Below are 18990 nucleotides of genomic sequence, written 5' to 3'. Positions count from 1 at the left end.
TCCCCGGTGGACGGTGACTCAGCGGCTGTCCGAACCGGCGGTCTCGATCGCGGCCCGACCCGCCTCCAGCCGGGCGACTGGCACCCGGAACGGCGAGCAGGAGACGTAGTCCAGCCCGACCTCGTGGAAGAAGTGCACCGACTCCGGATCGCCCCCGTGCTCACCGCAGACGCCGATCTTGAGTCCGGGGCGGGCGGCCCGGCCCTCCTCGGTGGCGATCCGGACCAGCCGACCCACCCCGTCCCGGTCGATCGACTCGAACGGGGAGATGCCGAAGATGCCCAGCTCCAGGTAACGCCAGAAGAAGGCACCCTCCACGTCGTCGCGGGAGAAGCCCCAGCCCATCTGGGTCAGGTCGTTGGTGCCGAAGGAGAAGAACTCCGCCGCCTCGGCGATCTGTCCGGCGGTCAGCGCCGCCCGGGGCACCTCGATCATGGTCCCGACCAGCACCTTCACCCCGCTGTCCCCGACCACCTCAGTGATGATCTTTTCGGCCTCGGCGCGTACGGTCTCCAGCTCCTGCACCGCGCCGACCAGCGGGACCATGATCTCCGGCTCGGCCACCAGTCCCTCGCGGGCGCACGCCACCGCCGCCTCCACGATCGCCCGTACCTGCATCGCGAACAGGCCGGGGATGACCAGGCCGAGACGGACACCGCGCAGCCCGAGCATCGGGTTCTGCTCGTGCATCCGGCGTACCGCCGACAGCAGCGCCTCCTGCTTGGCCACGTCCTGACCGCGCTCCTGGGCGACCGCCACGTTCACCGCCAACTCCTCCAGCGGGGGCAGGAACTCGTGCAACGGCGGATCGATCAGGCGTACGGTCACCGGCTGCCCGTCCATCTCGCGGAAGATCTCCACGAAGTCGGCCCGTTGCAGCGGCAGCAGCGCGGCCAGCGCCTCCTGCCGCTCGGTGTCGGTCCGGGCCAGGATCAGCCGCTCGACCAGCTCCCGACGGTCACCGAGGAACATGTGCTCGGTCCGGCACAGGCCGATCCCCTCGGCCCCGAACCGCCGGGCCCGGGCCGCGTCCTCCCCGGTGTCGGCGTTCGTCCGTACCCGCAGGACCCGCCGCTGGTCGGCGTGCGCCATGATCCGGTGTACGGCCTGCACCAGCGGATCGTCCGACTCGGCCGGCTCGAGGCTGCCCTCGAAGTAGCGCACCACCTCGGACGGCGACACCGGCACCTCGCCGAGGTAGACCCGACCGGTGGTGCCGTCGATCGAGACAACGTCGCCCTCCTGCACCACCTGCCCGTGCGCGGTGAACCGCTTCTCGCGTACGTTCACCTCCAGGGCGTCGGCGCCGCAGACGCAGGTCTTGCCCATCCCCCGGGCGACCACCGCGGCGTGGCTGGTCTTGCCACCGCGCGAGGTGAGGATGCCCTGGGCGGCGATCATGCCGGGCAGGTCGTCCGGGCTGGTCTCCCGGCGGACCAGGATGACCGACTCACCCTCGCCGGCAAGCTCCACCGCGCGGGCGGCGTCGAAGACCACCTTCCCGACCGCCGCGCCCGGTGAGGCCCCGATCCCGTCGGCCAGCGGGGCGATGTCGTGCTCCAGCCGGAACCTCGGGAACATGAGCTGGGCGAGCTGGGCGCCGTTGACCCGGTGCAGCGCCTCGTCCAGGTCGATCAGCCCCTCGTCGACGAGTTGTGCGGCGATCACGAACGCCGCCGCCGCGGTCCGCTTGCCCACCCGGGTCTGGAGCATCCACAGCTTGCCGCGCTCGATGGTGAACTCGATGTCGCACAGGTCCCGGTAGTGCTCCTCCAGCCGGGCCATGATGCCGAGCAGTTCCCCGTACGAGCGGGGGTCGAGCTTTTCGAGTTGTTGCAGCGGGACGGTGCTGCGGATGCCGGCGACCACGTCCTCGCCCTGGGCGTTGGCCAGGTAGTCGCCGTAGATCCCCTGGGCTCCGCTGGCCGGGTCGCGGGTGAACGCGACCCCGGTGCCGGAGTCCGGGCCGAGGTTGCCGAAGACCATCGCGACCACGTTGACCGCGGTGCCGAGGTCGGTCGGGATCCGCTCCTGCCGGCGGTAGAGCACCGCCCGGTCGGCGTTCCACGAGCCGAAGACGGCGAAGATGGCCAGGTCGAGCTGCTCGCGCGGGGTCTGCGGAAAGTCCCGCCCGGTGTGCTTACGGAAGATCGTCTTGTACGTGTCGACCAGCGCCCGCAGGTCGGCCGCGTCGAGATCGAGGTCGTTCGTGGTGTCCTTGGCCCGCTTGGCCTCGTCCAGCGCGTCTTCGAACTCCTCGCCCGGCACCTCGCAGACGGTCTTGCCGAACATCTGGATCAACCGCCGGTACGAGTCCCAGGCGAACCGGTCGTTTCCGCCGGACTGGGTGGCGAGCCCGGCCACGCTGTTGTCGTTGAGCCCGACGTTGAGGACCGTCTCCATCATCCCCGGCATGGAGAACTTCGCCCCGGACCGGACCGACACCAGCAGCGGGTCCGCCGGGTCGCCGAGCCGCTTGCCCATCGCCCGCTCCAGTGCGGTCAGGTGCGCGGTGATCTGCTCGGCGAGTTCGCCGGGTGCGGTTCCGGTGGCCAGGTACGCCTGGCAGGCCTCGGTGGTGATGGTGAATCCGGGTGGCACCGGCAGGCCGAGGTTGGTCATCTCGGCCAGGTTGGCGCCCTTGCCGCCGAGCAGATCCTTGAGATCCATGTTGCCCTCGGCGAAGTTGTAGACGAACTTGCGCGTTCCGCTCGGTGCGCTGTCTCTCGGTGCGCTGTCCCTCGCTGCGGTTTCGCTCGATGCCACCAGAAGCCTCCCACGTACGACGCTGAACGAAGGTTTAGTTGGTCTGTTACCCCGACGGAGGAAGTCCGTACCGGGGAGAACCATTGGCCATTGGTCCGCGAAGGTTAAGCCAGCCTAAGGCGACCCGTCAGCATTGGGTGACAATAGGCACAGGCGTCGTCCCTGTCCGTGTTCGCACCGGTTTATGGGAGCGTTTCCACGCGCACGAGCACGCATCCCAGCAGCGCTAACCTTGGTGGGCACACCCGTACGGCATCCACCCCCGGTCTGGCCGCGAGGAAGCTGACTGACGATGAGCAGTGCACCCCTGGAGCAGTCCCGCACGCACCCGCCCGTACCCCGCCCCCGCACCGGCTCCCCGGCGCTCGACGGCGTCGGGAGTCGGCTGACCGAGGTGATCCCCGCGCCGGTGAGCGTGCGGCCCACCCCAGGGGTGCGTTACCTGCTCACCGCCGGGACGACGATCCGGACCAGCGACGACCCGGCCGCGCTCGCCGTCGGGGAGCACCTCGCCGACCTGCTCCGCCCGGCCACCGGCCACCCGCTACCGGTCGCCACGCTCGCCGCCGACGACACTCCCCCGGCCGACACCGTCACCCTGCTCCTCGAACCGGCCACCGAACCGGCACCGGCCACCGAACCGGACGGCGGGTACCGGCTCGACGTGACCGCCGAGCAGGTCGTGATCCGGGCGGCGACCGCGACCGGCCTCTTCTACGGCGTACAGACCCTGCGGCAGTTGCTGCCGGCGGAGATCGAGAGCACCACCGTCGCGCCCGGCCCGTGGGAGGTACCCGGCGGCCAGATCGTCGACGCACCCCGGTTCGCCTACCGGGGCGCGATGCTCGACGTCTCCCGGCACTTCTTCGAGATGCCCGACGTCCTCCGCTTCGTCGACCAACTCGCCCGCTACAAGCTCAACCACCTGCACCTGCACCTCACCGACGACCAGGGCTGGCGAATCGCCATCGCCTCCTGGCCCCGGCTGGCCGAGATCGGCGGCGCCACCGAGGTCGACGGCGGGACCGGCGGCTACTACACCCAGGCCGACTACCGGACCATCGTCGAGTACGCCGCCGCCCGCCGGATCACCGTCGTACCCGAGATCGACCTGCCCGGCCACACCAACGCCGCGCTCAGCGCGTACGGAGAACTCGCGCCGGACGGGGTCGCACCGGCGCCGTACACCGGCACCGAGGTCGGGTTCAGCTCGGTGGCCGTGGCGAGCGAGCGGACGTACGACTTCGTCGACGACGTACTCGGCGAGCTGGCCGCCCTCACCCCAGGCCCGTACCTGCACATCGGGGGCGACGAGGCGTTCAAGCTCGACGCGACCGACTACGGCACCGTGATGAACCGGGTGCAGCGGATCGTCGCCGCCAAGAGCAAGACGGTGGTCGGCTGGCACCAACTCGCGCCGGCCGAGCACGTACCGGGCCGGGTGCTCCAGTACTGGGGCACCACCACCAGCGACGAGAACGTGGCCTCGGCGGTACGCCAGGGCGCGCGGGTGATCATGTCGCCGGGCAACCGCACCTACCTGGACATGAAGTACACCGATGCGACCACGCTGGGGCAGGACTGGGCGGGCCTGATCGACGTACGAACCGCGTACGACTGGGATCCGGGGACCTACCTCGACGGGGTGCCGGCGGAGTCCGTACTCGGCGTCGAAGCACCACTGTGGACGGAAACCATCCGTACGGTCGCCGAGATCGAGTTCATGACGTACCCCCGCCTGGTAGCAGTAGCCGAACTAGCCTGGTCCCCCGCCACCACACACGACTGGGACAACTTCCGACTACGACTGGCCGCCCACTCCCCCCGCTGGACCCACGCCAACATCCACTTCCACCCCTCCCCCGAAATCCCCTGGCCCCCCACGCAGTAAACCGCCGATCTTGCACTTGTGGCGGTTCACAAACCCGACCTAGCACCCAAATCCAGGCACCACAACTGCAAGATCGTCGCGTGGGACGGGGTGGGGACGGGGACGGGGACGGGTTAGCCTCCCGAGTGGTCCAGTTCGGCGTCGGCGGGGACTAGGTCGCTGTCGCGGTCGGTTAGCCAGCCGTCGGGGAGGTGGACCTTGCCGGGCGCGTTGGTACGGCCACGCGGTTGGCCGAGGGTGCCGATCGGGAACGGCTCGGCCGGGTCGAGCTTGCCGAGCAGGTCGTCGAGTTCGGCCAGGCTGTTGATCATCGCCATGGCCCGGCGCAGCTCACCGCCGACCGGGAAGCCCTTGAGGTACCAGGCCACATGCTTGCGGAAGTCGGTGCAGCCGTCCCGCTCGCTGCCCAACCACTCGGCCAGCAACTCGGCGTGCCGACGCATCGTCGCGGCCACCTGACCGAGGTCGGGCAGCCGCCGCTCGGACCGCCCCTCGAACGCCGCCGCCAGGTCGGCGAAGAGCCACGGCCGACCCAGGCAGCCCCGGCCGACCACCACCCCGTCCACCCCGGTCAAGGCCACCATCCGGAGCGCGTCGTCCGCCTCCCAGATGTCGCCGTTACCGAGCACCGGTACGTCCAGCGCCTGCTTCAGGGTGGCGATCGCGTCCCAGTCCGCGCTGCCCGAGTAGCGCTGTTCGGCCGTACGCGCGTGCAGCGCCACCGCCGCCACCCCGGCCTCCTGGGCGGCGAGACCGGCCTCGACGTACGTCAGGTGGTTGTCGTCGATGCCCTTGCGCATCTTCACCGTGACCGGCACCCCGGCCGGTGCCGCCGCCTGCACCGCGGCCCGGACCAGCCGGGCGAAGAGCCGGCGTCGCCACGGCAACGCCGCGCCGCCGCCCTTGCGGGTGACCTTCGGCACCGGGCAGCCGAAGTTGAGGTCGATGTGGTCGGCCAGATCCTCCTCGACCACCATCCGGACCGCCGCCGCGGTGGTCTCCGGGTCCACGCCGTAGAGCTGGAGGCTGCGCGGGCGCTCGTCACCACCGAAGGCGATCATGCGCATGGTGCGCGGGTTCCGCTCCACCAGCGCCCGGGTGGTGACCATCTCGCAGACGTACAGCCCGCCGCCCTGTTCCCGGCAGAGCTGGCGAAAGGCGACATTGGTGATGCCGGCCATCGGCGCGAGCACCACCGGTGGCCACACCTGGTGCCCGCCGAGGGCCAGCGATCCCGGCACGGCCGGGGCGGCGGTCGACGTCATCCTCCGAGCATCCCACCTCGGACCGCACGGCCGGTAACGACCCCTGGTTGCCAACCTGGCATATATTGATCGCCGTGTTTACCTTCGCCGCGCTCCTGTTCGGCCTGGGACTCTGCCTGCTCGTCGTCAGCGGGATCGCCGTCCTGCTCCGCTGGGGCGAGGCCCGCCAGCGGCGGATCCTGGAACGGACCCCGCTGGTGCCGTTCGCGGACTGGCGTCCCGGCCGGCGACGCATGGCCGCCGCCGGCATGGTCACCGCCGGCCCGGCCGGACTGGTGGTCTCCCCGGTCACCGGGACCACCTGCGCCTGGTACGCCGTCGACCTGGTCCGCGACCCGTCCCGCCGGTACGACGACAGCGCGACGAGCGTCGACCACCTGTGGGCGCAGGAGGCACCCGGCCCGCCCGCCCTCCAGGACCACACCGGGCAACTGCTCCTCGACCCTCGACTGCTGCGCCGGCAGTCGACCGACGGGGACCCGCCGATCACCACCACGACGGTCCGGCGCTACCGCCGCGACGACGAGAACCTGGTGCCGGCCATCGTGCCCCGGGACACGTTCGTCGGCACCAGGAAGCACGAGACCCTGGTGCTGACCGAACTGGTCGTGCCCGCCGGCCGGCTGGTCTACGCGGTCGGCAGCGCCCGGACCGACGGCGGCTACACCGTGCTCGCCGCGTCCCGGCGCGGACCGGTGACGGTCCTCACCACCGACACCGGCGAGCAGGTGCACCACCGCCGGATCAACGCGATGGCCGACTCCCGGATGATGGCCCGGGCGTTCAGCCTCACCGGCCTGGCCGTGATCCTGGTGGCGGGCCTGCTCATGTGGCTGGTCTGGCCCGACGGCTGACCGACCCGCAAACGAACCGGGCCGACCGGTCGCTCAGCAGCCGGGGAGGCGCTCGATCAGGTAGTTCTCCACCTGGTCGAGGGAGACCCGCTCCTGGAGCATGGTGTCCCGGTTCCGTACGGTGACCGCGTTGTCGTTCAGGGTGTCGAAGTCGACCGTGACGCAGAACGGGGTCCCGATCTCGTCCTGGCGGCGGTAACGCCGACCGATCGCCTGCGAGTCGTCGAACTCGACCACCCAGCGCTTGCGCAGCGCCGTACTGAGGTCGCGGGCCTTCGGGGACAGCTCCGGGTTGCGCGACAGCGGCAGGACGGCGACCTTCACCGGAGACAGCCGGGGGTCGAACCGCAGCACGGTCCGCTTGTCCACCCCGCCCTTGGTGTTCGGCGCCTCGTCCTCGTCGTACGCCTCGAGCAGGAACGCCAGCACCGCGCGGGTCAGGCCGGCGGCCGGCTCGATCACGTACGGCATCCAGCGCTCGCCCTTCTCCTGGTCGAAGTAGGAGAGGTCGACCCCGGAGTGCTTGCTGTGCGTGGTCAGGTCGAAGTCGGTCCGGTTGGCGATGCCCTCCAACTCGGAAAACTCGGTCCCGCCGAACATGAACTTGTACTCGATGTCCACCGTGCGCTTCGAGTAGTGCGAGAGCTTCTCCTGCGGGTGCTCGAACATCCGCAGGTTCGACTCGCTGAGCCCGAGGTCGAGGTACCAGTTCCAGCGCTCGCGCAGCCAGTATTCGTGCCACTGCTCGTCCGAGCCCGGCTCGACGAAGAACTCCATCTCCATCTGCTCGAACTCACGCGTACGGAAGATGAAGTTGCCCGGCGTGATCTCGTTGCGGAACGACTTGCCGACCTGGGCGATCCCGAACGGCGGCTTCTTGCGCGCCGAGGTCATCACGTTGGCGAAGTTGACGAAGATCCCCTGCGCCGTCTCCGGCCGCAGGTAGTGCAGGCCCTCGTCGCTCTCCACCGGGCCGAGGTAGGTCTTCATCAGCCCGTTGAACATCCGGGGCTCGGTGAAGGTGCCCTTGTTGCCGCAGTTCGCGCAGTTCAGCTCGGCCAGCGAGGCCGGCGGACGGCCGTTGCGGGCCTCGAACGCCTCCTCCAGGTGGTCCGCCCGGTACCGCTTGTGGCAGGACTGGCACTCGGTCAGCGGGTCGACGAACGCCTCCAGGTGCCCGGAGGCGGCCCAGACGTCCCGGGCGAGGATGACGGCCGAGTCGAGACCGACCACGTCGTCACGCTGCTGCACCATGTTGCGCCACCACTGGCGGCGGACGTTCTCCTTCAGCTCGACGCCGAGCGGGCCGTAGTCCCAGGCCGACCGGGTGCCTCCGTAGATCTCGCTGGAGGGGAAGACGAAGCCTCGACGCTTGGCGAGACTGACCACGGCATCGATACGGTCGGCCGGCATTGGTTCTCCTCCTACGCCGACTGGCGGTCGGCGGGGACGTGTTCGGGGACGGGACGGGCAGGGCGGAACCCGGCAGACGTCGCCGGAGGTCCAAGCCCAGCAGGTTACTCCGCCGGCCGGCACCACCGCCGACTCCCCCACTGGCCGGTGCCGGCCGCCCGTCAGGTGATGCCGCCCCGTCAGGTGATGCCGCAGATCTCCAGCGCACCGGTCCGGCCGTCCTGCGCCAACCGCACCTGCAGGTCGTCGCGTCCACCACCGGCGTACGTCACCCCGACCGGGACGATCAGGTCGCTGACCACCGTCACCTCGCCGATCAGGAACGAGTCGATCTCCGGCTCCTCGGAGACCCGCTCCTCGAACTCCCGGGGCGACTCCCGGCGCTGGGCGGCGTCACAGAGGAAGTCGTACGCCTTGTCGTACTCCTCGTTGCTGACCGCCTCGAAGTAGTCACCGGCGACCGCGCGGGCCTGCTCGTTGATCGCCTCGGTGCCGGCGACGGTCAGGCCGACCACGGCCGCCACCCCGCCACCGCAGCAGAGCAGGACGGCGAGGCCGGCGACCCCGAGCCCGATCCACATCCGCATGGTCCGACCCTCGGTCGGCGGGGCGGCGAACGGGGGCGTCACGCCCGGCCCCGGCGGCGGTGCGGGCACGCCGTACGGCGCCGGGTACACGGCGGGCGCACCCTCCGGTCCGGGTGTCACCGGGTACGGCATCGGCGGGCCGCCCGGCCCCGGAAAGGTCATGGACGCAAGGGTAGTGCCCTCGGCATCGTCGGCTCCGACCGCAACCGCATCGGTGCCGACCGTGAACCCATCGACCCCGACCCCGACCTCACCGGCTCGGGTCGGTGGCCCGGTCACTGACGGCGACCTCGACCTGGCCGCCCGGTTCGGCGGTGGCGAGGGCCTCGAACGCCGACGGCTCGTCCAGCGACTCGGCGAGCAGCGGGGTGGCGTAGATCTTGACGTCGAACGCGCCGAGCGCCCGCCGGTAGGTGCCCACCGACTCCCACTCGGTGACCAGCGACCACTGCCGGGGGTCCTCCAGGGCGCGGACGAGCTGCCCGCGCTGGTAGCCGGGTCGGGCGGCCAGCGCCGCCAGCGCGGCATGGGCCCGTTCCGTGAAGGACTCGGCGTTGTCCTCGTCGACCACGAACCGGTTCGTCACCAGCACCCGGTGCCTCCTCGTAGAGTCTGTAGCCATGCAGCGTACGCAGAGCGTCTTGCTGGCCCGTCTCGCCCGGGCGAACCCGACCGCCGTGTTCCTCGCCACGGTCGCCGTGGCGCTGGTGGGACTCTTCGCACCGGGGATCGTCGGCGGGGCGGTGCTGCTGGCGCTCGCCGCCGGCCTGGCCGCCCTGATGCGGGTCACCTGGCCGGTGCAGGCGCCGGTCACCCGGACCATCCGCCTGGTGATGTTGACCCTGCTGGTGGCGATCGCCCTGGTGAAGATCCTGTAGTTGCCTTCCTTACATGCACTCATGCGTTTTTGACAATCATTGTCGCCTGCGCGGACAGTGGGTGACATGGTGATCCGCTCGGCTCCGCGTACCCTGGCCGCCGCGGCCGGCGCCCTGCTCCTGCTGGGCGGCCTCGCCGCCTGCGGGCAGGACGCCGTCGGGGGCGATGCCGGGGGCCGGGTCGAGGTCGTCGCCGCGTTCTACCCCCTCCAGTACGTCGCCGAGCGGGTCGGCGGGGACGCCGTACGGGTCACCAACCTGGCCAAGCCGGGTGCCGAACCGCACGACCTGGAGCTGAACCCGGGCCAGGTCGGCCAGGTCAGCGAGGCGGACGTGATCGTCTTCCTGAAGGGCTTCCAGCCGGCCGTCGACGACGCGGTGGACCAGGTCGGGGGCGACCGTGCCTTCGACGTCGCCGGGGTGGAGCCGCTGCGCGACGCCGCCGAGGGTGGCCACGAGCACGACGAGGGCGGCGGTGCCGGCGGGCGGTCCGAGGTCAAGGACCCGCACGTCTGGCTCGACCCGACCCGGCTCGCCACCATCGCCGACCGGCTCGCCGAACGCCTCGCCAGAACCGACCCGGACCGGGCCGCCGACTACACCGCGCGGGCACAGGCGCTGCGTACGGAGCTGACCGCGCTGGACCAGGAGTACACCCGGGGGCTGCGCACCTGCCAGCGCCGGGAACTCGTGACCGCGCACACCGCCTTCGGCTACCTCGCCGCCCGCTACCAGCTCGAACAGGTCGGCATCTCCGGGGTCACCCCGGAGGACGAGCCGTCGCCGAAGCGGCTGGCCGAGGTCGCCGACGAGGCCAGGGAGCACGGCGCCACCACGATCTTCTTCGAGACCCTGGTCAGCCCGAAGGTCGCCGAGACCATCGCCCGGGAGGTCGGGGCGAAGACCGCCGTCCTTGATCCAATCGAGGGACTGCCGGCGGGCGGGAACGCGGACTACCTTTCGGTGATGCGTACCAACCTCGGCGCCCTCAAGACCGCCCTGAACTGCCCATGAGCGAGCATCAACGGGTGGACGGGGAACAGCGCGGGCAGTCCCGGACGGTGATCACCGTCGACCGGGCCATCGTCGCGTACGACGAACGCCCCATCCTGCGCGGCGTCTCGCTGGAGGTGACCGCCGGTGAGGTGGTCGCCGTACTCGGCGCCAACGGGTCCGGCAAGTCGACCCTGATCCGGGCCGTACTCGGGCTGGTCCCGCTGAGCCGGGGGTCGGTCGAGCTGTTCGGCACCCCGTTGCGGCGGTTCCGGCAGTGGGCCCGACTCGGTTACGTACCGCAGCGGCTCGGGGCGGGTGGCGGCGTACCGGCGACGGTGGCCGAGGTGGTCGGGTCCGGCCGGCTGGCCCGGCGCGGCTTCCTGCGCCCGCCCGGCGCGGCCGACCGTACGGCGGTGGCCAGCGCCCTGCGCGCGGTCGGCCTCGCCGACCGGGCCGACGACCCGGTCGCCACCCTCTCCGGCGGCCAGCAGCAGCGGACCCTGATCGCCCGCGCCCTGGCCGGGCAGCCGGAGCTGCTGATCCTGGACGAGCCGACCGCGGGTGTCGACGCGACCAGCCAGGAGGCGTTCGCCGGTGCACTGCGCCACTTCGTCGACGACGGTGGGACGGTGCTGCTCGTCGCCCACGAACTCGGCCCCCTCGCACCGCTGATCAGCCGGGCGGTGGTCGTCGGACAGGGAGAGATCGTGCACAACGGCGCGGTGCCGGAGCCGGCGGGTCATCACGCCGGTGCCGGGCACGACCACGTCCACCCGCACGGTCCGGAGGAACTACCGGGGTTGTGCATCAAATGAGCCTCTTCCAGTACGAATTCATGCTCCGCGCGCTGGCCGGGGCACTGGTCATCGGGCTGGCCGCCCCGGCGCTCGGGATCTACCTGGTGCAGCGCCGGATGTCGCTGATCGGTGACGGGGTCGGGCACGTCGCCCTCACCGGGGTCGGGGTGGGCCTGCTCCTGAACACCTCCCCGGTGCTCACCGCCGTGATCGTCTCGGCGGTCGGGGCGGTCGCCATCGAGCTGGTACGGGAACGGGGCCGGACCTCCGGGGACCTGGCGCTCGCGCTGCTGTTCTACGGCGGGATCGCCGGTGGGGTGATGCTGGTCGGTCTCTCCGACAACCGGAGCAACGCGAACCTGATGTCGTACCTGTTCGGCGCGCTGACCACGACGGCGCCCCGCGATCTGGTGGTGATCGTGGTGGTCGCGGCCGTGGTCCTGGTCACCATGATCGGCCTGCGCCCGGTGCTGTTCGCGATCTCACACGACGAGGAGTACGCCCGGGTGTCCGGGGTCCCGGTACGCGCCCTGAACCTCCTGCTCGCCGCGACCACGGCGGTGACCGTGACGATCGCCATGCGGACCGTCGGGCTGCTGCTGATCAGCGCCCTGATGGTGATCCCGGTCGCCACCGCCCAGCAGTTCACCAGGGGCTTCCGGAGCACCATGACGGCGGCGATGACGCTCGGCCTGGTCGCCGCCGCGGTCGGGGTGTGGCTGGCCGGGACCGCCGACACCGCACCGGGGGCGACGATCGTGGTGGTCTCGATCGCCGGTTTCCTGCTCATCGCCGCCGGTGGTGCCGGCTGGCGGGCGGTCCGTCGGCGGGTGGTGCCGGTCGCGGCGGGCATTCCGCCGGTCGAGACGCCCGAATCGGTGCTGGAGCACGCGGCCCCGTTGGTCGGACCGGGACGATAGTGGTTACCGTTACGGGGTGACGAGCGGAAGCGGATACGAAGTGTACGAGAGCGCGGGTGAACTGCTGCGCGCGTTGTCCGCCCCGATCCGGGTCGCGATCGTCACGGAGCTGGCCGACGGGGAGCGCTGCGTGCACGAGCTGGTGGAGAAGCTCGGCGCGGCCCAGCCACTGGTCTCCCAGCACCTGCGGGTGCTGCGCGGGGCGGGTGTGGTGCGCGGCTCACGCCGTGGCCGGGAGATCGCGTACGCCCTGGTCGACGAGCACATCGCGCACATCGTCGCGGACGCGGTCAGCCACGCGGGCGAGGCGGCACCGGCCCGCCTGACCGCGAGCTGAGCGACCTGCCGGCGAGCTGGAGGGGATCATGGTGGACGCGGAGGCGGAGACCGGCACAGCCGTACGCAACACCCGGCAGCGCAGCGCGGTGAGCGCCCTGCTGGCCGAGGTGGCGGGCTTCCACAGCGCCCAGGACCTGCACGGGATGCTGCGCGACCGGGGCGAACGGGTCGGTCTGACCACCGTCTACCGGACGTTGCAGGGGCTCGCCGACGCCGGTGAGATCGACGTGATGCGCCCGGCCGGCGGCGAGCACCTCTACCGGCGGTGCAGCGACGGGCACCACCACCACCTGGTCTGCCGGGGCTGTGGCCGTACGGTCGAGATCGAGGGGCCGGCGGTGGAGAACTGGGCGGACCGGGTCGCCGCCAGACACGGGTACGCCGACGTCAGCCACACCCTGGAGATCTTCGGCACCTGCCCGGACTGCGCCGCCTGAACCCATTCACGGTTACGAATCTGAGCACTCTCGGAGTAGCCGCTGCGACGATCCCGATTCGATACTCGGTCGGCATGTTTGCCGTCGCCCGGGCACGGCTGCGAATCGGGAGGACCGCCATGAGTCAGACCCGCGATCCGGATCTCGTCCACATCCCCTCCACCGCAGTTCCCGACTCCGCCCCCACCTCGACCCTCGTCAATGGGTATTTCCCCCGTCGACGCGGACTCATCATCCTGCTCAGCGTGCTCGGCGGTTTCCTGCTGACCGTGGTCTGGTCCGCGGAGTTCGTCGACTCGACCATCGGCGACAACGTCGCCAACACCCTGCTGGGCCACGACGCCAAGGAGACCCCGATCGCCGGCATCGCCGCCGGTATCGCGTTCGCCTTCGTGTCCGGGCTGGCCGGAACGTTCACCGCCTGCAACATCGCCGCGTTCGGGGCGGTGGCACCGCTGCTCGGCGGTACCGGGGGCCGGTGGCAGCGGCTCGGCCAGACGTTGAAGCCACTGGGCTGGCTGGCCATCGGCATGTTCGCCGTCTCCATCCCGTACGGCGTTGTCGTCGGACTCGTCGGCACGGACATGCCGCAGTTCTCGACCGCACCGAATCCGGTCGGTGAACTGTCACCGCGCAGCATCCAGTCGATGGTGGTGTTCGGGCTGGTCGGACTCGCGATGACCTATCTCGGGTTGGCGGCTCTCGGAGTCGTACGCGACCCGTTCGCCCGGATCGCCCGGCGCTTTCCGAACGCACCGATGGTGTTCATGGGGGTGCTGATCGGCGCATTCCTGATCGGACGCCCGTTCCCGCTGTTCCGGCAGATGTTCCGGGACGCCGCCGAGAGCGGCAACCCCCTGTACGGCGCCGCCGCCTTCACCCTCCAGTCGCTGGGCAACGTCGTGGTGATGGCGGTCCTGTTCCTGATCCTCACGTACGTGGTCGGTGGGCGGTTGCAACGGTGGATCGCCGTCAACCCGCGCCGGATCACCGTGGTCACCGCGGTCGCGCTGCTGGTGGCCGGGGTCTTCACCTTCCTCTACTGGGACGTACGGCTGCTCGACCGGCGGGAAATCATCCCCTGGTACCCCACCGCCCCCTGGGCGTAGCGCAGGTGCGTCCGTCGGGACCTCGTGCACTCCGCCCGAACGTGGCACCCTGGCCGGCGTGAAGATTTACGCTGACCGTTTTCCCAAAGCCGCCCGGCAGGTTTTCACCGATCTCCTCGTGATCGCCTGGGTGTACCTGTCGATCCGGTTCTCGATGTGGCTCCACGACCTGATCCAGAAGCTCGCCGTTCCGGGCCAGAAACTGGAGGGCGCCGGCACCGACCTGGCCCGGAACTTCGCCGAGACGAGCGACAAGATCGGTCGTACGCCACTGGTCGGCGACGACCTGACCGGCCCGTTCGACCGGGCGGCCGACGCCGCCCGGTCGCTCGCCGAAGCCGGTCACAACCAGCAGGAACAGGTCGCCGACCTGGCTCTCACGCTGGCCCTGCTCGCCCTCGTCTTCCCGCTCGCCCTGGTGCTGCTCGGCTGGTTGCCGCTGCGGCTGCGGTGGATCCGCCGGGCCAACGCGGCGACCTCGTTGCGCAACGCACCGGCCGGACGGGACCTGCTGGCGCTGCGGGCGCTGACCAACCAGCCGCTGCGCCAGCTCACGAAGATCGATCCGGACGTGGCCGAGGCGTGGCGGCGCGGCGACGAATCCACCGTCGATGCGCTGGCCGCCCTGGAACTTAGGCGCCTCGGCCTGCGTGTCGGTCGATAGAGTCGACAACTGTGCGTATCCTGCTGGGCCTACTGAGCGTCCTTCTGCTGCTCTACGCGGCTGCCCTGCTCTGGGCCGCCCAGCGGGGTCGGGGCATCCCCCGGATCGCCTACCTGCTCCTGATCCCGCTCAACCTGGCCGTGGTCGCCCTGGTCATCCTGATCGTCTGGTGACGAATCCGCCGCCTCCGGCCGGGCGGCGGCAGTGGACGGGTCCGGTGGGATGCGGCGGCGTACGTCCGGCACGGTCGACGGGCCCGGCTCCCAGGCGGCGACCCACTCCCGCTCGGCGGCCGGGGTGATCACACCGTCCTCGACGAACGCGTACCGGCCGGCGAGGATCCGCTTGGCCGCCGCCGCGTCGACCGAGTCGGTGTTCTCCCAGAGCGTGTGGAAAAGGATTTCGGCCCTGGACCGGGCCTGGCGGCAGAACAGGTCGGCCAGTTCGACGCCCTCGGGGCGCTGCTCGGATTCGGCGCGGGCCCGGACGGCGACCGCCGCCATCGCGAACAGTTCCGCGCCGATGTCCACGATCCGGCCGAGGAACGCCTGCTTGCGTTCGAGTTTGCCCTGCCAGCGGGACATCGCGTAGAAGGTCGACCGGGCCAGCTTCCGGGAGGACCGCTCGACGTAACGCAGGTGCTGGGCCAACGGGCCGAACTCGGCGTACGAGGTGGGTTGCTGGCCGCGACCGACGGTGAGCGTCGGCAGCCATTTTGCGTAGAAGGCTCCGGCGGTGGCTGCGGCGCGGGCCTTGCGGCCGAGTCCGGCGTCGGGATCGATGATGTCTCCGGCGACGGCGAGGTGGGCGTCGACCGCCTCGCGGGCGATCAGCAGGTGCATGATCTCGGTGGAGCCCTCGAAGATCCGGTTGATCCGCAGGTCGCGCAGGAGCTGTTCGACCCCGGCGGCGCGTTCACCTCGGGCGGCGATCGAGTCCGCGGTCTCGTAACCCCGCCCGCCCCGGATCTGGACCAGTTCGTCGCCGATCTGCCAGGCGATCTCGCTGGCGTAGAGCTTGACCAGGGCCGCTTCGATCCGGATGTCGTTGCGGTTGTCGTCGGCGAGCAGGCAGCAGAGGTCGAGCATCGTCTCCAGGCCGTACGTGCTGGCGGCGATGAAGGAGAGTTTCTTCGCCACCGCCTCGTGCTGCCCGACCGGGCGCCCCCACTGGATCCGCTCGGCGGACCATTCGCGGGCCACGTTGAGCGACCACTTGGCGGCACCGACACACATCGCGGGCAGCGACAGCCGTCCGGTGTTGAGCGTGGTCAGGGCGATCTTCAGCCCCTTGCCCTCGGCGCCGATGACGTTCTCGTTCGGCACGAAGACGTCGTGGAACCGGGTGACGCTGTTCTCCAGCCCGCGCAGGCCGAGGAACTCGTTGCGTCGTTCCACGGTGATGCCCGGCGAGTCGCCCTCGACCACGAACGCGGTGATCCCGCCGCGCCGACCCTCGGCGGCCGGGACCCGGGCCATCACCACGAGCAGGGTGGCGACGGTGCCGTTGGTGGCCCAGAGCTTGACCCCGTTGAGCCGGTACCCGGTGCCGTCCTCGGTGGGTTCGGCGGTGGTGCCGACCCGGGCCGGGTCGGAGCCGACGTCGGGCTCGGTGAGCAGGAAGGCGGAGACCTCACCGGCGGCGAGCCGGGGCAGGAAACGCTGCTTCTGCTCGTCGGAACCGAACATCTTCAACGGCTGCGGCACACCGATCGACTGGTGGGCGGAGAGCAGCGCCCCGATCGCCGGGCTGGCCGACCCGGCGAGGGTCAGGGCCCTGCAGTAGTGCAGGTTCGACAGCCCGAGGCCGCCGTACTCCTCGTCGATTTTCATCCCGAAGGCGCCGAGCCGGGCCAGCCCGTGGAACACCTCGTCCGGGATCTTCGCGTCGCGTTCGATCCGGGCGCCGTCGACCTCGGTGCGCACGTAGGTGTCGAGCCGGGCAAGGAACTCCTCGGCCTTGCCGGCGCGGTCCGGGTCGGTTCGCGGCCACGGGTCGATCAGGTCGAGCCGGAACCGGCCGAGGAAGAGTTCCTTGCCGAAGCTCGGTTTGCCCCAGTCGGTCTGCCGGGCCGCCTCGGCGACCTGGCGGGCCTCCTTTTCGGAGACCTGACCGGCCTCCTTGGGCAGTGGTCCGGCTCCGTCCTTCGAGCTGGTCGGCCCCGGTTCGTCGGTGCCGTCCGCCGCCGGCCGGTCGTTCTGCGTGGTGGTCATGGCAACCCCCTAGCGAGGTACGGTGCAAGCCCGCGTTGCCCTGCACGGACAACGCTACTGCGCTCTGTTACCCAGCGGTAGGTTCGTGCACTCCCCAGGATTCCGGCAACGAACGGCACCTGTGCCGGTACGCCGACCGGTCGGCGTACCGGGGTCGGTCACTCGCGTCCGCGCAGCTCCTCGTTGATCCGCAGCGCTTCCTCAAGCTGGTCTTCGAGGATGATGATCCGGCAGGCCGCGTCGAGGGCGGTGCCCTGGTCGACCAGTTCCCGCGCCCGGGCGGCGAGGCGCAACTGGTAACGGGAGTATCGGCGGTGGCCGCCGGCCGAGCGTTGGGGTTCGATCAGTTTCGCCTCGTCCAGGCTGCGCAGGAATCCCGGGGTGATCCCGAGCATCTCCGCGGCCCGGCCCATGGTGTAGGCGGGGTAGTGCTCGTCGTCGAACGTCGTGTTCGGGTCTTGACCCATTGCACCTCCGCGTCACGAGGGCCCCGGTGCCGAAGCACCGGGGCCCAGGGTCTTGGGTTGAACACCATTTACCGGCGCTGACGCCGGTCTCTCGTGTGCGCACCGGCCGTCTGAAGCGGCTGGCGGTGCGAGGATCGCATAATCGTGACCGGAGACCACCTTTCGTTCCGATGGGACTACGGTGTCCGTCCGACGCACAAGAGCGTCGCCGACGGGCGATCCAACGGTGTCTTTCCCTCCCCTTTCCTCTGATTCCTCTACTTACCTTGCTGTTCCTACTAACCGTTACTTCCACTTACCTTGCTACTGCTACTTGCTACCACTGCGGTGTCTGTCGCTGCCGGAGCCCCTAGCAAACCACCTGGCCCCATGCACTTTCGACGACACTCGATCAAGCCGGAGCCCTCTTCAGGTGCCTGGCCCCAACTTCTCTGCCGGTCGTGTCCTCACATCCCGGGCAGTCCGTCCGCGTCTTTGTTGATCGTGCTCTCTCGACACCAGGAACGTTACCCTGCCCGGCAAGGAATATCTACCTCAACCGCGATAGTTTTTTTAGTGAATCTGGCTCAACTCTTCGACATCGACCGGTGACGCTCCGAAACCACGTCTCGGCCCCGGTCAGCTCCCCGGCAACACCCTCGGCTCGTCGTCCTCGGCCGCGTCCTCGTCCTCGTCGTCGTCCTCGCCCCACTTGCGCCGCAGGTACGGCAGCCCGGCCCAGAAGGTCAGGAACCAGAGCGCGGTCAGCCCGCTCAGCACGAACGCGATCGGTCGCGGCAACACGAAGTCGGTGATCAGCAGCACCGAGCTGACCATCGCGATCAGCATGAAGCCCAGCCCACCGGTGGCCATGCTGTGCGCGAAGAGCACCAGTTCGGGCTTGCGACCCTGACGGAACAACGCCCGGTGGAATGCAACCGGCGAGATGATCAGCGCGGTCGCGGCGGCGGCGGCGAGCAGCGCCACCACGTACACGTCCTTCTGGAACTGGCTCGTGTCCGGGAAGCCGTTGCTGAACGGGAGCGTGAGCAGGAACGCGAACAGGATCTGCACGCCGGTCTGTGCGACCCTCAACTCCTGGAGCAGATCGGCGAAGTTGCGCTGCCAGCGCTGCTTCTCGGTCTCCTTGGACACCCTCGGGCCACCTCTCGTTCATGTTTCGGTTGCGGCCAGGTTTGCCCGACCGGGGTTTGCACCAAACATGATCAGGACTCACGGACGAGGAGCCCATGGGCCTCCGCCCACTTCGTACCGGTTCCACAACCACGCCACACATTGCCACCGCGCTGCCACCGCCCTGCCCCAACAGAGGACTTCCTTGTCGACTACCGGGCAGTCGGTCACCCGTTCGGGCAGCACCCGACTACGGTCGTCCCCCATACCGGCGGCAATCA

At 70.2% G+C, this 18990-nt stretch carries 17 protein-coding genes and 1 pseudogene; 10 read left to right on the top strand and 8 right to left on the bottom strand.

The features are described 5' to 3' along the window. Positions 1-18: 18 nt before the first annotated feature. Positions 19-2766, bottom strand: coding sequence for a pyruvate, phosphate dikinase (gene ppdK / locus OIE47_RS21500; protein WP_326556335.1), 2748 nt, complete (start codon positions 2764-2766; stop codon positions 19-21). Between the two features lie 292 nt (positions 2767-3058). Here ppdK and OIE47_RS21495 point away from each other — a divergent pair, with 292 nt between their 5' ends. Next, positions 3059-4657, top strand: coding sequence for a beta-N-acetylhexosaminidase (locus OIE47_RS21495; protein WP_326556334.1), 1599 nt, complete (start codon positions 3059-3061; stop codon positions 4655-4657). 113 nt (positions 4658-4770) lie between these two features. Here the strand turns inward: OIE47_RS21495 and dusB are convergent, their stop codons facing one another. Further along, entirely contained in the window at positions 4771-5922 is a 1152-nt protein-coding gene (gene dusB / locus OIE47_RS21490) for a tRNA dihydrouridine synthase DusB (RefSeq protein ID WP_326556333.1), read from the bottom strand. A gap of 74 nt (positions 5923-5996) precedes the next feature. On the opposite strand from dusB, the gene OIE47_RS21485 reads away from it, so the two are divergent. Beyond that, a complete protein-coding gene (locus tag OIE47_RS21485) occupies positions 5997-6776 on the top strand; it encodes a hypothetical protein (protein ID WP_326556332.1) in 780 nt (259 codons plus the stop codon). 33 nt (positions 6777-6809) lie between these two features. On the opposite strand, the gene OIE47_RS21480 is transcribed toward OIE47_RS21485, so the two are convergent. The 3 genes from OIE47_RS21480 to OIE47_RS21470 all read right to left on the bottom strand — a co-directional run bounded on the left by OIE47_RS21480 (position 6810) and on the right by OIE47_RS21470 (position 9368). Further along, positions 6810-8189: a glycine--tRNA ligase gene (locus tag OIE47_RS21480; RefSeq protein WP_326556331.1), complete on the bottom strand. Its 1380-nt coding sequence runs from the start codon at positions 8187-8189 to the stop codon at positions 6810-6812. A 179-nt stretch (positions 8190-8368) separates the two neighbouring features. After that, positions 8369-8845 (bottom strand): hypothetical protein, encoded by a 477-nt coding sequence (locus OIE47_RS21475; protein WP_326563191.1) that lies wholly within the window; start codon positions 8843-8845, stop codon positions 8369-8371. 181 nt (positions 8846-9026) lie between these two features. Further along, positions 9027-9368 (bottom strand): antibiotic biosynthesis monooxygenase family protein, encoded by a 342-nt coding sequence (locus OIE47_RS21470; protein ID WP_326556330.1) that lies wholly within the window; start codon positions 9366-9368, stop codon positions 9027-9029. Positions 9369-9396: 28 nt separating this feature from the next. Between OIE47_RS21470 and OIE47_RS21465 the strand changes: the two genes are divergently transcribed. From OIE47_RS21465 to OIE47_RS21430, 8 genes are all read left to right on the top strand, one after another. Next, positions 9397-9654, top strand: coding sequence for a DUF6703 family protein (locus OIE47_RS21465; RefSeq protein ID WP_326556329.1), 258 nt, complete (start codon positions 9397-9399; stop codon positions 9652-9654). Positions 9655-9720: 66 nt separating this feature from the next. After that, positions 9721-10668: a metal ABC transporter substrate-binding protein gene (locus OIE47_RS21460; RefSeq protein WP_326556328.1), complete on the top strand. Its 948-nt coding sequence runs from the start codon at positions 9721-9723 to the stop codon at positions 10666-10668. Then, positions 10665-11465 (top strand): metal ABC transporter ATP-binding protein, encoded by an 801-nt coding sequence (locus tag OIE47_RS21455; RefSeq protein WP_326556327.1) that lies wholly within the window; start codon positions 10665-10667, stop codon positions 11463-11465. Before OIE47_RS21460 ends, OIE47_RS21455 begins: the two co-directional genes overlap by 4 nt. Continuing rightward, positions 11462-12367 carry a metal ABC transporter permease gene (locus tag OIE47_RS21450; protein ID WP_326556326.1) on the top strand — a complete coding sequence of 302 codons (906 nt, stop codon included), beginning with the start codon at positions 11462-11464 and terminating at the stop codon, positions 12365-12367. Before OIE47_RS21455 ends, OIE47_RS21450 begins: the two co-directional genes overlap by 4 nt. Positions 12368-12383: 16 nt before the next feature. Further along, positions 12384-12704, top strand: a complete 321-nt coding sequence (locus OIE47_RS21445) for an ArsR/SmtB family transcription factor (protein ID WP_326556325.1) — start codon at positions 12384-12386, stop codon at positions 12702-12704. Between the two features lie 28 nt (positions 12705-12732). After that, positions 12733-13143, top strand: coding sequence for a Fur family transcriptional regulator (locus tag OIE47_RS21440; RefSeq protein WP_326556324.1), 411 nt, complete (start codon positions 12733-12735; stop codon positions 13141-13143). Positions 13144-13262: 119 nt separating this feature from the next. Then, complete coding sequence (locus OIE47_RS21435; protein ID WP_326556323.1) at positions 13263-14252, top strand: hypothetical protein; 990 nt, start codon at positions 13263-13265, stop codon at positions 14250-14252. A gap of 58 nt (positions 14253-14310) precedes the next feature. Continuing rightward, complete coding sequence (locus OIE47_RS21430; protein ID WP_326556322.1) at positions 14311-14916, top strand: hypothetical protein; 606 nt, start codon at positions 14311-14313, stop codon at positions 14914-14916. A 215-nt stretch (positions 14917-15131) separates the two neighbouring features. Here OIE47_RS21430 and OIE47_RS21425 read toward each other — a convergent pair. From OIE47_RS21425 to OIE47_RS21415, 3 genes and pseudogenes are all read right to left on the bottom strand, one after another. Further along, positions 15132-17129 (bottom strand): annotated as a pseudogene (locus tag OIE47_RS21425) (acyl-CoA dehydrogenase family protein); the annotation flags it as partial. Positions 17130-17287: 158 nt separating this feature from the next. Further along, a complete protein-coding gene (locus tag OIE47_RS21420) occupies positions 17288-17596 on the bottom strand; it encodes a MerR family transcriptional regulator (RefSeq protein ID WP_326556321.1) in 309 nt (102 codons plus the stop codon). A 618-nt stretch (positions 17597-18214) separates the two neighbouring features. Continuing rightward, positions 18215-18730, bottom strand: coding sequence for a DUF6328 family protein (locus OIE47_RS21415; protein ID WP_326556320.1), 516 nt, complete (start codon positions 18728-18730; stop codon positions 18215-18217). Positions 18731-18990 lie beyond the last annotated feature (260 nt).

It is taken from the genome of Micromonospora sp. NBC_01796 (genome assembly GCF_035917455.1).
Lineage (GTDB): Bacteria > Actinomycetota > Actinomycetes > Mycobacteriales > Micromonosporaceae > Micromonospora_G.
Note: the sequence above shows the minus strand (reverse complement) of the source record. Positions and strands in the feature narration are given on the sequence as shown.